The organism is bacterium, from assembly GCA_040753085.1.
Taxonomy (GTDB): Bacteria; UBA9089; JASEGY01; order JASEGY01; family JASEGY01; genus JASEGY01.
In genome coordinates this window covers 1-14752 of the sequence record JBFMHI010000060.1, presented here as the reverse complement: position 1 = coordinate 14752, position 14752 = coordinate 1, and the positions used below count along the sequence as shown (strand labels likewise).

Annotated in this window: 17 protein-coding genes and 1 riboswitch; all 17 genes read left to right on the top strand. The window is 46.5% G+C overall.

The features are described from left to right. Positions 1–170: 170 nt before the first annotated feature. The 17 genes from dnaK (at position 171) to AB1797_07720 (ending at position 14359) form a co-directional block, all read left to right on the top strand. Positions 171–2114, top strand: a complete 1944-nt coding sequence (gene dnaK, locus AB1797_07800) for a molecular chaperone DnaK (protein MEW5767519.1) — start codon at positions 171–173, stop codon at positions 2112–2114. A gap of 183 nt (positions 2115–2297) precedes the next feature. After that, complete coding sequence (locus tag AB1797_07795) at positions 2298–2624, top strand: type II toxin-antitoxin system HicB family antitoxin (protein MEW5767518.1); 327 nt, start codon at positions 2298–2300, stop codon at positions 2622–2624. A gap of 83 nt (positions 2625–2707) precedes the next feature. After that, a complete protein-coding gene (dnaJ, locus tag AB1797_07790) occupies positions 2708–3847 on the top strand; it encodes a molecular chaperone DnaJ (GenBank protein MEW5767517.1) in 1140 nt (379 codons plus the stop codon). A 39-nt stretch (positions 3848–3886) separates the two neighbouring features. Then, on the top strand, positions 3887–4810 hold the full coding sequence (gene nadA / locus AB1797_07785; GenBank protein MEW5767516.1) for a quinolinate synthase NadA: 924 nt from the start codon (positions 3887–3889) through the stop codon (positions 4808–4810). A gap of 378 nt (positions 4811–5188) precedes the next feature. Beyond that, entirely contained in the window at positions 5189–5389 is a 201-nt protein-coding gene (locus tag AB1797_07780) for a Flp family type IVb pilin (protein ID MEW5767515.1), read from the top strand. A gap of 137 nt (positions 5390–5526) precedes the next feature. Continuing rightward, positions 5527–5612: riboswitch (cyclic di-GMP riboswitch) on the top strand. A gap of 299 nt (positions 5613–5911) precedes the next feature. Continuing rightward, positions 5912–6109, top strand: coding sequence for a Flp family type IVb pilin (locus tag AB1797_07775; protein MEW5767514.1), 198 nt, complete (start codon positions 5912–5914; stop codon positions 6107–6109). Between the two features lie 160 nt (positions 6110–6269). After that, positions 6270–6473, top strand: a complete 204-nt coding sequence (locus AB1797_07770) for a hypothetical protein (protein MEW5767513.1) — start codon at positions 6270–6272, stop codon at positions 6471–6473. A gap of 13 nt (positions 6474–6486) precedes the next feature. Further along, a complete protein-coding gene (locus tag AB1797_07765; GenBank protein ID MEW5767512.1) occupies positions 6487–6945 on the top strand; it encodes a hypothetical protein in 459 nt (152 codons plus the stop codon). 76 nt (positions 6946–7021) lie between these two features. Next, entirely contained in the window at positions 7022–7930 is a 909-nt protein-coding gene (locus AB1797_07760) for a TadE family protein (GenBank protein MEW5767511.1), read from the top strand. 392 nt (positions 7931–8322) lie between these two features. After that, positions 8323–8853 (top strand): TadE/TadG family type IV pilus assembly protein, encoded by a 531-nt coding sequence (locus tag AB1797_07755; protein ID MEW5767510.1) that lies wholly within the window; start codon positions 8323–8325, stop codon positions 8851–8853. 97 nt (positions 8854–8950) lie between these two features. After that, positions 8951–9190: a hypothetical protein gene (locus AB1797_07750; protein ID MEW5767509.1), complete on the top strand. Its 240-nt coding sequence runs from the start codon at positions 8951–8953 to the stop codon at positions 9188–9190. Positions 9191–9270: 80 nt separating this feature from the next. Beyond that, positions 9271–10845: a PQQ-binding-like beta-propeller repeat protein gene (locus AB1797_07745; protein ID MEW5767508.1), complete on the top strand. Its 1575-nt coding sequence runs from the start codon at positions 9271–9273 to the stop codon at positions 10843–10845. Between the two features lie 354 nt (positions 10846–11199). Further along, a complete protein-coding gene (locus AB1797_07740) occupies positions 11200–11691 on the top strand; it encodes a pilus assembly protein TadG-related protein (GenBank protein MEW5767507.1) in 492 nt (163 codons plus the stop codon). A 17-nt stretch (positions 11692–11708) separates the two neighbouring features. Continuing rightward, positions 11709–12182 carry a TadE/TadG family type IV pilus assembly protein gene (locus AB1797_07735; GenBank protein MEW5767506.1) on the top strand — a complete coding sequence of 158 codons (474 nt, stop codon included), beginning with the start codon at positions 11709–11711 and terminating at the stop codon, positions 12180–12182. 37 nt (positions 12183–12219) lie between these two features. Then, on the top strand, positions 12220–12627 hold the full coding sequence (locus AB1797_07730; protein MEW5767505.1) for a TadE family protein: 408 nt from the start codon (positions 12220–12222) through the stop codon (positions 12625–12627). Between the two features lie 14 nt (positions 12628–12641). Beyond that, positions 12642–13292, top strand: coding sequence for a hypothetical protein (locus AB1797_07725; protein ID MEW5767504.1), 651 nt, complete (start codon positions 12642–12644; stop codon positions 13290–13292). A 17-nt stretch (positions 13293–13309) separates the two neighbouring features. Beyond that, positions 13310–14359 carry a hypothetical protein gene (locus tag AB1797_07720; GenBank protein MEW5767503.1) on the top strand — a complete coding sequence of 350 codons (1050 nt, stop codon included), beginning with the start codon at positions 13310–13312 and terminating at the stop codon, positions 14357–14359. Positions 14360–14752 lie beyond the last annotated feature (393 nt).

Genomic DNA, 14752 nt, shown 5'->3' with positions numbered 1-14752 from the left:
ACCCCTCCCATCAAGGGAGGGGAAGCTCTTATGCCGACGCTGTCAGGACAAAAGGAGATGAAACTTAACCCATAGCACTATAATCTGTAATGAGCTTACTTTTTTAACTTGATTTTGAGTAGATACTACGAAACATACAATCTGAGATTTGAAGAAGGAGGTAGCAAAAGATGGCTAAAGTAATTGGGATCGACTTAGGAACAACCAATTCTTGTATGGCCGTGATGGAGGCAGGTGAGCCGATCGTTATTGCCAACGCTGAGGGAAATCGGACGACACCCTCGGTAGTGGCTTACACTAAGACCGGCGAGAGACTGGTGGGACAGGTGGCCAAAAGACAGGCGATTACCAACCCGACTAACACTATTTACTCTATTAAGCGGTTTATGGGGAGGAAACTTTCCGAGGTGAGACAGGAAGATAAAGAAACTCCCTTTACCCTTAGGGAGGCCCCTAATGGGGATGTGCGGGTGATTAGTCAGGGCAGGGAATATTCTCCGCCTGAGATTTCGGCGATGGTGCTGCGTAAAATGAAAGAAGATGCCGAAGGCTATCTGGGAGAGAAGATAACGCAGGCGGTGATTACTGTTCCGGCCTACTTCAATGATTCACAGCGGCAGGCGACTAAAGATGCCGGTAAGATCGCCGGACTTGAGGTCTTGAGGATCATCAATGAGCCCACCGCCGCCTCTCTGGCTTATGGTTTAGATAAAAAGAAGGACGAGCAGATAGCGGTCTATGACCTGGGCGGGGGAACCTTTGATATTTCTATCTTAGAGATTGGCGAGGGGGTATTTGAGGTCAAATCAACCAATGGAGATACTCACCTGGGTGGGGATGATTTTGATCAGAGAATCATTGATTATTTAGCCGATACCTTCAAGGCGGAGCAGGGGATTGATCTCAGGCAGGACAATATGGCCTTGCAGAGACTTAAAGAGGCGGCTGAAAAGGCCAAGTGTGAGCTTTCCACCGTAGTCAGCACTGAAATCAACCTCCCCTTTATCACGGCTGATGCCTCCGGGCCAAAACATCTGAACATCCCCCTTACCAGGGCCAAACTGGAACAATTAGTGGCTGACTTAATCGAGCGCACCAAGGGACCCTGTCAGCAGGCCATTTCTGATGCCGGTATCAGCACTAAGGATATAGATGAAGTCGTTCTGGTGGGGGGTCAAACCAGGATGCCCAAGGTTCAGGAGTTAGTCAAAGAGCTCTTTGGTAAAGAGCCTCATAAGGGGGTCAACCCGGACGAGGTAGTGGCTGTTGGGGCGGCTATTCAGGCCGGGGTGTTAAAAGGTGAAGTAAAGGATGTCCTCTTGCTCGATGTTACCCCGCTTTCACTTGGGATTGAAACCCTGGGTGGTATCTTTACTAAATTGATCGAACGAAATACCACCATCCCCACCAAAAAGAGCCAGATATTCTCTACGGCGGCAGATAATCAGCCGGCTGTCTCTATCCATGTGCTTCAAGGGGAGCGGGCTATAGTAACCGATGCTGGGATGAAGACTTTGGGCCGTTTTGACCTGGTGGGCATTCCGCCGGCCCCGAGAGGGATGCCTCAGATTGAGGTCACCTTTGACATCGATGCCAATGGGATTGTCAATGTCAGCGCCAAAGACTTAGGCACCCGTCAAGAGCAGACCATCCGAATTGAATCTTCCTCTGGATTATCCAAACAAGAAGTGGAAAAGATGGTGCATGAGGCTGAATCGCACGCTGAGGAAGATCGGAAAAAGAGAGAATTGGCTGAGCTTAAGAATCAGGCCGATGCCCTCGTTTACTCTACTGAAAAGAACCTGAAGGAACATGGAGACAAGATCGGCCCTGATAAGAAACAACAAATTGAAGAAGCGATTAGGGGTCTGGAAAAGGCGGCGGAAGGTTCTGATGCCGAGGCGATCAAAAAGGCTCAAGAAAATCTGACTCAAGCCGCTCATAAGTTGGCTGAAGCCATGTATGCCGAAGCAGCTAAACAACAGCAGGCCCAACAGGCTGAGGCCGGAGCCGGCCCAGGCCCGGGCGGACCAACTGAAGGACCACCCCCGGGTGGAAAAGAAGGGCCAAGGCCTCATGAAGATGTGGTTGATGCGGAGTTTAAGGAAGAGTAGTGCCTTATCACGTTAGTATTTATGGGTAGAGTCTCTTTAGTAGGGGCGAATAAAATTATTCGCCCCTACCTCCTCCTTTTGCAAGGACGATTCGCGAATCGCCCTTACTGTAGGGGCACGTTGCAACGTGCCCCTACAGCCTTGTCAAGATAGTCGATTTTCAACAGAAGTAGGAGTGGAGCCATGATGAAATACAAAGGTTATCTGGGCAGGGTTGATTTTGATAATGAGGCCAATATTTTTTATGGGGAAGTGATTAACATCCGGGATGTGATTGCATTTCAGGGAAAGTCGGTAGGTGAACTCCGGCAAGCTTTCGAAGACTCTGTGGATGATTATCTAGCTTTCTGCGCCGAACGTGGAGAAGAGCCAAATCAGCCCTTTTCCGGTCGGTTCACAATACACCTTTCCCCTAAACGATATCGCAAGCTCATTCTTGCTGCTGAAAAGGCCGGGAAAGATATAGGTGCGTGGGCAACAGAGGTGCTTGAACAAACCGTAGGGGTTTGAAACTTTTGGAACGAGGGGACATCTACGACTCGAAACCCAAAACCCAAAACCCTAAGCTCGAAACTGATTGATGGAGGAACTTAGTGGCTAAGAGAGATTATTATGAGACCCTGGGCGTGGCCAGGGATGCCTCGCCTGACGAGATTAAGAAGGCCTATCGGCGGTTGGCCAAAAAGTATCACCCTGATGCCAACCCGGAGAATAAAGCCGACGCCGAAGAAAAATTCAAAGAGGCCGCCGAGGCTTATGAGATACTGAGTGATAAGGATAAGCGAAGCAAGTACGACCGCTTCGGGCATGCAGGGATATCCGATGCCTTTGGAGCAGGCGGATTTACCTGGTCAGACTTTACCCACGCCAGGGATATAGAGGACATCATTGGAGATTTCTTTGAAGGCAGTATCTTCGGTGATTTCTTTGGGACAAGGCGGCCAAGCCGAACCAGGGCTGAAAGAGGGGCGGACCTGCGCTACGATCTGGAGATTAGCCTTGAGGAAGCCTTTTCAGGGGCAGAGAAAAAGATCAATATCCCCCGCTTTGAAACCTGTGACACCTGTAAGGGCAGCGGGGCTAAACCAGGCACTAATAGAAAGACCTGTCCCGAGTGTCAAGGTCAAGGACAGACCAGGTTTCAACGGGGATTTTTCACTATGGCCCAAACTTGTAGCCGCTGCAGGGGTGAAGGCACTATTATTGAAGCCCTTTGCCCTACTTGTGGGGGGCAAGGCAGGCTCAGACGTTCCGAACACTTAACCGCCAAAATACCCCCTGGAGTAGATACGGGTTCTCGCCTCCGTTTAGCCGGCAAAGGAGAAGGGGGAATCAGAGGCGGGCCGCCAGGAGATTTGTATGTGGTTATTTATGTTAAGCCCCATAAGGTCTTCCAGCGAGAGGGAAATGACCTCCTTTGCGAAGTCCCCCTTACCTTCAGTCAGGCGGCCTTAGGCGCCGAGATTAAAGTTCCCACCCTGGATGGTAAAAAGGTCAAAATGACTATCCCCCACGGCACCCAGACCCATAAGATATTCAGACTTAAAGGCAAAGGGATGCCCGACCTTCGAGGCTATGGTCAAGGAGATCAGCATGTCCGGGTTATCCTTCAGACCCCGACCAGACTTAATGACCAACAAAAGGAGCTCTTATATCAATTCGCCCAGGCTGGGGGAGAAGATATAAAGTGGGAAAAGAAATTTTTTGATAAGGTCAAAGGGGCATTTGCCTAAGGTGGGACAAGGGAGAAGGGGTGAAAGGAGGAAAGACAATTGATAAATGAGTTCAGAGACGAGGCTTATTACATCGAAAAGATTAACCAATGGAGAAGGGCCAGGAATGCCATTATCTTGGCCCATAACTATCAGCGTCCGGAGATTCAGGACATAGCTGATTTTGTGGGGGATTCATTGGACCTTTCCCGAAAGGCAGCCAAAACCGAGGCCGATGTGGTTGTTTTTTGCGGGGTTCGTTTTATGGCTGAGACAGCGGCGATTATTTCACCCCAAAAGAAGGTATTGCTGCCGGCTAAGGAGGCTACTTGCCCTATGGTGCAAGCCGTAAGCAGACAGGGTGTTATTGAAATGAAACGCCAACATCCCGGCGCTACCACTGTTTGTTATGTCAACACCTCAGCCGAAGTCAAGGCCGAGGCCGATATATGCTGCACTTCAGCCAATGTCGTCAAGGTAGTGGCTTCTCTCGGAGATGAAGAGATACTATTTATACCTGACAAACATTTAGGTAAATACGCCGCTCACCAAACAGGTAAAAATATCTGTTCCTGGGATGGTTTTTGTCCCACCCATATCAAACTTAGCGTGGAGGATGTAAAAGATCAATTAAAGAAACATCCTGAGGCTGAAGTTCTGGTCCATCCAGAATGTCTCTTTGAGGTGATTGAATTAGCCAATCAAGCCCTGAGCACAAATGGCATGGTGGCCTATGCTAAACAAAGCTCAGCCAAAGAGTTTATTATTGGGACTGAAACTGGCCTCATCTATCGTCTGGCCAAAGAGAACCCGGATAAGAAATTCTATCCGGCCAGTGAGAATATGATCTGTCCTAATATGAAGCTAACCACCTTAGAAAGGGTGGCCCATTCCCTGGAGGCTATGGAATGCCAGGTTGTCATCTCTAATGAAATACGCCGGCCGGCCCAAAAAGCCCTTAATAGGATGCTGGAAGTCACATAATGTCGGCTTGCGAATCGCGAATTGCGAATTGCGAATCGCGAATTGCCTTAATAGGATGCTGGAAGTCACATAATGTCGGCTTGGCCATTGAGGCAGAGAGATAAGGAATCGGTAGCCGTGAACATCGCCTAAAATTTAATCTACTATATGCACTTGACGGGAGTAAGCCTAATATGTTATAATATAGGTAATGGGAGATTACCCGCGAAATACCGTTGGCAAAACTTATTGCCTAAATGTAATATAAAAAGTAGCATCCGTGCTCAAAGGATGGTTGCTGGCCTTACCGATCGCGTCTGGCCCCTTTCGGAATGACTCATTCTACCTGCTGTTCACCGTAAGTAGGCCACCAAGAATTTTAAGAAAAGGGGGTTAATAATGATGATGAATATATTTAAAAGTTTTATATGTGATGAAGAAGGACAAAGTATGAGTGAATATGGGTTGATCATCGGGCTTATTGCGGTTATCGTGGTAATTGCCTTTATTACCCTGAGCCCTCAGATTAGACCCTGGATCAGTGATGCGGTTACTAACAGGGCGGGAGAAGGTCAGGACGCCATAAATAATGCGATGTAAATAAGATCGAAGCCAATAATCAGTCGCTATTACAAATAAAATAACTTTTTAGTAAAAAATATCCAAAAAACGAATAAAAAGACTTGACAAGGCAACATTCATGTGTTATAATTAAGATGAGGATAATAGAGCGGAGAACTCCGAAAAGGCACGTTCGAAAGAACACGCAAAGCTATAGGGTCGAAGAAGAGGGTCTGCCTTCTGGAGACAGCCGGCTACCGAAGAGTTTTCCAGAGCAAGTGGTATGCTACGTTGGTAGTACTTCCCACAGTTTTGAGGAGAGGATAACAGCGCGCAGAGTAACATCAGAGTTGAGATGAGGATTGTTCAGGATATTCTATCTTGAAAGTGGAGAAGCAGCTTTTTTACTCAAGATAAATACCCTGAGGGATCACATGTTCCCAGGCCGTTGTCGAACCAAACATATTGCTTGATCTGTGGAAACGGAAGCCTATTTTGAGTGCCTTGATGAGGAGGAATATCAAAATAGGCTTTAATTTTAAGGAAAGGAGGTGAATAAGGATGATGAAGCTATTTAAAGGTTTTATGCGTGATGAAGAAGGACAGGGCATGGTTGAATACGGGTTGATCATCGGGCTTATTGCGGTTATCGTGGTCGCCGTTTTTATTGCCTTGGGCCCGCAGATTAGAGACTTGTTCAGCGACACGGTTACTAACAGACTGCAAGCAGGTCAGGATGCGATAAATGACGCGATGTAGACGGAGTAAAAAAGCAGGTTTTTCAAAGGAGCAAAGAATACTGATTATCCTCACGATTGGCCCTTCCTTATTTTTAGGAGGGGCCTTGTTTTTATAATTAACGTAAGGTGGATAGCCGTCAGCCTTCAGTCTATCCACCTGATATGAGAGGGAATGAACCATGCACGATGTCCTAAGAGAAATGAAAAGGGAAGAAGAACGAATGATAGCTGGGAAATACTTTGGTCAATGGACTCATTCAGATGAAGGAGCTAATTATCCTGAAGAGGTAAGGAGTCCTTGTCTTCTTTCAAATACAGGGTATTGTAACATCTTAAGCAAATTAGTCTGTAAGTATCAGGGGATAAAATGTCCTTTACTTTAAGGCAGAATGCGGAATGCGGATTGACGATGGCGAAGGCAAAATTACCATCCAAAATGCTAAAAAATCCGCCATCCGAAATCCGAAATTAAGGAGGTTTTCGGTGAAGCACAAGGGACTGATCGGTATTGGCTTTTTAGTTTCATTTCTTATCCTGGGGTTATTGATAGATGTCGTTAGGCTTGATCAGACCAAAAGAGAACGGGAGAGTATCCTGGAGTTTTGTGCTAAAGAAGGAGTTAAATGGATAAACCATCCAATGATGGCTAAGGAAGCGACCAAACAGAGAGCCAGGGAGGCAGGAATCCATCTAAATGATGATCAGATCAGGGTGAATCAAAGGAGTAAGGAGTTAATTATTACTTATTCCGAGAGAATAAAGACCAGGTTTGGATGGCTGTTGGGCAGAAGTGAAGTCGAGCTTCAACTTCAGATAAAAGCTATTTTGAATAAAGAAGGGACATCGGCCATTTAGATGGCGGATTGAACCGATAATCTTTGTGTCTTAGTGGCTGAATAGTTACCACCATTTTATTGAGGAGTGATCCGCGATGAAGACAAAGGGAGAAGGCGGACAGAATTTAATCGAACTGGTGGTGCTTATTCCTTTTATTCTTCTCTTAATGATCGGGGGGATTGAAGTCGGGTTCGCCTTTCACAATTGGCATCTGATAGCTGAAGCTGCCCGGGCCGGGGCTAGGGTAGCTGCCCGGGGAGGATCAGATGAGCATGCGGTGGAAATAATCCAGCAGAATTTGGAGCAACTAAGATACACCAAGTTTTTTGGTGGTCAGGTGAAGGGAATTACCATTGATCCTCCGGCAGGTTCTCCTCAACGAATAACGGGCCAGGAAGTCAAGGCCATAGTTGATTATGAAGTTGTCCTTAATATCCCTTTTTGGGGGTCAAGCTGGAACCTTAACCTACCGGCGGCTGCTGTGATGAGGATAGAAAGTCCGGTTACTGAAGATGATGATGACGGTTATGTTGACTGGGGTGAAGCTGATCTCATCCCTTTATCTCATTTACCCAACACCTTCATTGTCGGAACAAAATACAAATTAAAAGTAGGTGGTGGTAGTGGGTCTCACGGTAACTACCAGGCCCTTGCCCTGGGAGGAACAGGCGGAGCTAATTATTTGGATAAATTGAAGCACGGTTATGACGGTGAGTTGCGAATCGGTGATGACGTCACTACCGAGCCTGGAAATATGTCAGGCCCGACTAATGAAGGGATCAATTACAGGATCGCTGGGCACGAAGATGAGACCTATACTACCTATACGCCCGGCTCTCCCAGGGTAGTTACGGTTCCCATAATTGCTTATCTGCCCGAGGGAAGGGATGAGGTGCCTATTGTAGGTTTTTCAAAGTTCTTTCTTGAGGAAGTCGAAGGGCAGGGACAGGACTGTTATGTCACGGCCACCTATTTAGGAGATGTGGGGAATGGGCATGAGTAAATGCCTGAGTTTCGAGTTTCGAGTTAGAAATTTCGTAACTGTATTTTCTCCTTCGCCCCTGCGGGGCTTAATTAATTAATTTTCAATCTAATGTTCCGTAGGTTCAAACCTACGGCTAACATACTACAGCCCTTCGGGCTTTAATAATGATTCCTGAACTCCAGAGCCTGTCAGAAGCAGGTTCTGTCAGAACTTGCCCTGATGAAAATCAGGGAACAGGTTTTATTAATATCTCCTATTTATACGCCGAAGGCGTAAAGGAATTTAGCCGTAGATTTTAATCGACGGAATAATGGTATCCCATAAGGTCAAGCCCTGACAGGGCGTAGGAAAGATTTCAACCCATTGTTGATAATTTCTAACCATACAGGTCGCGAAATTTTGGGCAGGTGATGGAAATGTTTAGCTACAGCCCTATACAGACGCTTTTAAAAATCCGAAATCCCGGGTACCCACAAAGTGGGTGCGAAATCCGAAATCGAAAGGGTCAATCCTTAATCGAACTTTCTATCATGCTGCCTCTATTTTTTTTTATTATCATTATCCTTTTCGAGTTATTACTCCTTAGCCACAATTATCTTGTCCTGGCCCATGTAGCCAGTGAAGCCGCCAGATTTGTCGCGGCTGGCGGGAGTGACGACCAGGTTATGGATTTAATAAAAAGCTACCAGGGACATCTTGCTTCAACCGCCCTTCTTAAATGGAAAGTCGGTAACGGCTTCTGCGAGATAGACGAAAGCGGGGTCACCATAGAACCGGCAGAGGAAGACAGGCGAGTAGGGGAGGAGGTTCAGGTTGACTTAGATTATACGCTCGCCGTGAACCTGGGCTATATCTGGACTCCGAACATCCTTGTCCTGTCCATGCCGGCCTCCGCCAGGATGCCAGTGGAAATGGATAGTGATATCGGGGAACCGCTGTGATTTCGGATTGCGAATCGCGAATTGCGAATCGCGAATTGCGAATCGCGAATTGCGAATCGCGAATTGCGAATCGCGAATTGCGGATTGGGGATTGCGGATGGCGAATCGCGAATTGCGAATTGCGGATTGGGGATTGCGGATTGGGGATGGCGAATCGCGAATTGCGAATCGCGAATTGGGGATTGCGAATTGGGGATTGCGAATTGGGGATTGCGGATTGGGGATTGCGGATGGCGGATTTAAAATCTTCAATCCGAAATCCGAAATCCGAAATCCGCAATCTATTAAGGTAGGTGATGAAAAATGTTTAGCTACAACACCATACAATCACTTTTAAAAATCCGCAATTCGCAATTCGCAATTCGCAATTCGCAATCCGAAATCCGAAATCGGCGCCATCCGCAATCGGGGGCCGTGATGATCATGGTCCTGTTCTTTGTCGGCCTCATGCTTGGCCTTGTTGCCCTGGTTACTGATGTGGGGCGGATATACATGGCCAGACGGCATCTGGTTACGGCGGCTGATGCCGCGGCCCTGGCTGGAACCTTTGAGCTTCCGGCTGATCCTGAGGCAGCCAGAGCTTCGGCTTTAAAGTTTGCCCAAAAGAATGGCTTTACCACCGATGAGATTAGCATAGTTACTCCATACGAAGACGAAAGAACCGCTGCCTTGGGCTTATCCAGCAACCGCTGCCTCGCCGTAGGATTGGATGACCATATTAGCCTCATTTTTGGCGGTCTTCTTTCCGCCTTTGGTCTGGAGGCCTTCCAGATAGGGGCGCATGCCGTGGCTTACAAGCCGGTTATGGCCCACGGTTGGGTCTTTGATGCGGGGGGACATGTCCATGCCTCGCCGATGATATCTAACGGCAAGGTCTTTGCGGCTACAGCCGGTTATGAATCTTGGGCCGGTAATATATTTGCCCTGGATCAGGATACCGGAGAAAAGATATGGCAGTTCAACACTGTTTATGGTAAGTGGGGCCGGTATGTAGATGGAGAATGGACGTGGGATAATACCACTTATGCCTCTTACGGGCATACCGGAAGTCCGCATTGTATTCAATCTACTCCGACCGTAGTTAATGGTGTAGTTTATTTCGCCTCAACCAATGGCTATGCCTACGCCCTTGAGGCAGAAACCGGTAAGCCTGTCTGGCAGTATTATATTGGTAAAGGGATGGAATCCGATATCTGGATCAGTTCATCCCCCTTTGTCTATAATGGGGTCTACTATGTTGGCTCAGTGGACAAAAAAATATATGCCCTTGATGCCACCGACGGTCACAAGATAGATAGCTATCAGACGGGAGACGCCATCATTTCTTCGCCCAATATAGTCAATAATATTCTCTATGTCGGCTCTAATGATACCAATATGTATGCCTTTGATCTGGATGAAGATGATGGAACAATGTCTCTCAAATGGGTTTACGACACGCCCGGCCGAATTCGGGGCCGTCCCAGGGTCTTTGATGGCAAGGTCTATTTTGGGGCAGGCTCCTGCTATGTCTACGCCCTTGATGCTGAAACGGGCAGTAAAAAATGGCGCTACCAAACCCCCGCCTATCACAGTCCTAACCTGGACTTCATCAGTTCACCCTTTGTAGAAATAACCGGTGACGGCCAAAAGGTTATTCACATCGGTGACGGTGGCGGCTATGCCATCGCCTTAGAGGAAAGCGCCAGTGGTAACAGTGCCTCCCTTAAATGGGAGAATAAACTGGACTATCGGATTGAATCTTCGCCGGTAGTCAGTCATGGGGTGGTTTATCACGGCAGCCGGGTCGGCAGCTGGGGTGGGCAGGGTGGACATTTTTGGGCATTGGATGCTGAGACCGGAGAAGTGCTCCAAAGGTTCAGTATGGCTAATGACACCCACGCCTCCCTCTATGCTACCGACAATTTCATCTATTATGGCGCCTGTGATAATATGGTTCATGCGGAACGAATCAATTCACCTACCAATGTCATAGCTTATATTGTTAAGTAGTCGAGGCAATTACTTAGTGCCTATCCCCAAACCTACCTTCTCTCCAGCATTCTTCTATCGGAACTTTCCCCCGATTTTGAAAAGAAGACGCATTGCATCCATGCGGAAGTTCCGTTCTATGCAATGCCTTTACTTCTCGTCGCCATTTAAAAATCTTAACAATACCTAATATTATAATACTTTTATAGCTATTAATAAAAAAAATGGCTTTTTATATTGATTTCTACAAAAATATATGGTATAATAAAAACAAGGCAGAGATTGGTTAATTAGATTTTTTGTATTATTCGTGTAAATTTGTGTTTATTCGTGGCTGAATAGTTACTCCAATGTTAAATGGGGGGTGAAGAAGAGATGAAGAATAATGAAAAAGGGCAAATAGTGATAATGGTGGGCGCCTTTATGTTCATCTTACTTGCTCTTTTCGCTTTGGCCGCCGATGTGGGCATCGTGTATCTCTGGGAAAAGAGGCTACAAAGGTCTACTGATGCGGCTACCTTGGCCGGAGGTCAAGATTATCAGCAAGAATACTCTATTGATTTAAAGCCTCAAGCCGAGGCTCAAGAGCATGCCAGAGCCATAGCCATTCAATATATGGGGTTAAATTGGGGGAGTACTGATAATGTTACGGTGAGCTTTCTTGACGAACTAAATGACAAGGTGCCTGGAACAGATGGAATAGCCGAAACAGTTCAGGTGGATGCCACAGATACCGTGCCTTTGATGTTCGCTAAGCTGCTGGGTATACACAGGGAGCAAATAGCGGCTTCGGCTGCAGCCCGGATAAACATAAGAGGAGGCTCGTCGTGCGGGCCACCAGAATCATCCAGACCACACCCATGGTGAAGAAAGAGGATGAGAAGATGAAGAACGAAAAAGGGCAGGCCTCTTTAGTGGAATTCTGCCTAATGTTTATGGTGTTTCTTATAATTTTAATCTTTATTTTTGGGGCGGTCTTTGTTATTCATAACTATTTAGTTTTAGATCGAGCGATAGCTTCGGCGGCCAGGGAAGGAGCAGTAGGCGCTACAGAGGCGGAGATGATCGAAAGAATCAACGCTGAAGCCCGCCAGTCCCTTATTAATACCCCAATTCTTGCTGGTAGGTGCTACGATGATCAAATTCGTATTGAGATCTATGATACCAATGAAAAACTTATTTTGTCTGGCGGAAGAAATGACTATAATGATGTCTATGCTGAAAACAGGATAAAAATAACCCTTTTTTATGAGGTCTATTTTGCCCTGCCTTATTTTTCTGAGCTGGTAAGGACCAGGATTCCAATTTCAGAAACAATTTGCTTGGAACAGCCTGAAGGAGGATGGTATCCTCATTGAAGTAAGGGCCAGGCTGAAGACTGAAGGGGATTTTTAGATGAAGAGAGAAAATGGTCAATCAATGGTAGAGATGTTGGTGATGATTCCGATTCTGTTTATGCTCTTGGTGGGCATCTTTGAGGCGGGAATTATCTATCATAATCATCTTATCTTGAGTCAAACAGCCAGGGAAGGCGCCAAATTTGCCTCATTAGGCGCGACTAATCATGAAGTAAAAGAAAAGATATATGAGGCGGCTGATGCGCTCATTAACTCCTTTTTCGTAAGGGGAGAGCTTCACGGGCCGATAGCCATCGAGGCTCCTTTCGGAAAAGCCATAGGTAATCCTATTATTGTGACTATTAATTATAGGATTTTTTTTGGCTTTCCTTTAGGGACAGGGGCTGTCTCTATCATAAAAGTTGATGCCCCGGCAAGCTGCACTATGCGCATCAGTCAATTGTAAAGGGGGGAATAATCTTGAAGGGTATTAAGCTATATTTATGGGTAATGGCAGGCATTATCTTTATCTTTAGTTGCGACCAGAGGGCTGCTTCTAATCATAATCCCAGCCAGGGAGAAAATAAGATATCGAACCAAACAAAAAGAGAGGTTCATCTTGAAAAGTTAAGGAAGCTGGGGATGGCCTCTTTGGAGTCTCAATCTTCTAAAGAGGCTTTATTATTAAAAGAGGCATTAGAGAGAATTAGTCGTGAGGCCAGGGATGTGGGAGAAAGAGAGTGTGGCCATTATTACCTGGAGACTCGGGAAAAGCAACTTAGACAAAAGGCGCTAAATATTATCGAAGAAAGTAATGTCCCCCTTTCCAAGGAAGAGGTCAACCGATTAATCAGAAGATATGTAGAGATCCCTATTATTGGCGCCCAGAGCATAAAAGAGGAGAAAGAGGCGGAAGAGAAACTCCAGAAGGGTTTAGCCGATATTGGACAGGAAGTAGAAGAACTCCTTCAAAATAAGATTGATGGGACCGAAAAGGCCAAAGAAAAAGAGAAATTCAGGGATAAAATCTACCATCTTGTAGAGGAAAGATGGGGGCCGAATTTTTCATCTCAAGAGGTAGACAAATACGTGCAAGAATATGTAGAAAAACCACTGGAAAAAGCCAATTAAAAAAGGGGGTGGCTTAGATGTTTAGCATCCAAACTAAAGGTAGTATTCTCTCTCTGATCTTGATTTTCTTACTCAGTCTTCAGGTAAACTCCTTTGGGTTTGATTTAATCCCTCCGGGGACAATGCCTCAAGAAATCGAAGAATTATCATACTATAATAGAGGCAACACCGTGTGCGTTACAGAAGACGAGCTGACTATGGTCTTTACTGACCCGGTGTATCATAAGGAAGGATGTGAGGGAGCCTTTGATCTATGGATTAGTATGAGGGCCTCAAAAGATGATCCCTGGAGCGTGCCCCCTAAGAATATGAACCTCTTCCAGGTGCCGGGAATGACCGGAGACGAGCGGATAAATACACGCTCTAAGAACTATCCTCCGGCTATCAGTGGGAATGGAGATATCCTTGTCTGGGAAGACACCCGAAGTGGAATTATGGATATCTGGATATCTACCCGAGAATCAGGTTCTGATCTCTGGGGAGAGGCAATGAATATAGATGACTACAATAAAAATCTGGGTGGTGAAAACTTGAATTCCAATAAGATAGATGGCGATCCAGCCATATCAGCTGATGGATTAACGCTTTATATCTCTACTGAGCGAAGGGGGATTAGAGCCATCTGGATTGCCAAGAGGAACTCCCTCAACGAGCCCTTTGGTTCACCCATACCTGGTGGACCCTGTCCGATGAATTTAGACGAGTATAATGATTGGCTGGATGATGGGCTGATTAATGGTTCGCTCGGCTACTCCATTAATGAACAATACACTGAAAACCCGGCTGTCTCTTGTGATGGACTGATGATGTTCTTTATGTCTAATAGAGAAAATGGATTCAAAATTTGGGTGACTACCAGGGCCAGCACCAATGCCCCCTGGGGGCCGCCAGAAAATATAGGGGACCAGGTCAATCCAATCATACCAAGTGCAGCCCAGTGGGGGCTTGGTTATGTGGGTGATTCAATGAGTGGGACGCTATATTTTTGTACGAATACAGGTAATGGTATACTGATGCACACCATAGGAATTGGGTCACCGATACCTCCGGTGACCTTAATGCGGTGAGAGAGGGGAACACTGTAGGGGCACGTTGCCACGTGCCCCTACAACTTCCGTGGCGTGTCAGGGACTTAGACCTCAGGAGTCTGTCAGACTCCTGAGGTCTGAACTTCCTAACCGGATGTATCGTAGGGGCTTGATTAATCAAACCCCGACGACGCTCCTGTCCATCCTGCGGCCCTCCACCCTTCGAAATTTTATCCCTCGAGTAACTATTCAGCACGGATTCACACGAATGAAACACTGATTTTTTTCAACCTGTACGGTTAGGTGTTGTAGACTACTGACGCTGAAAGCGTCGAATTTTAAATAGCCGTAGATGCAATCTACGGAAACAAATCGCAACGCTCGACCCTGCAAGGGTCGAATATTATCCATCACATAGAATTCAACCCTTTC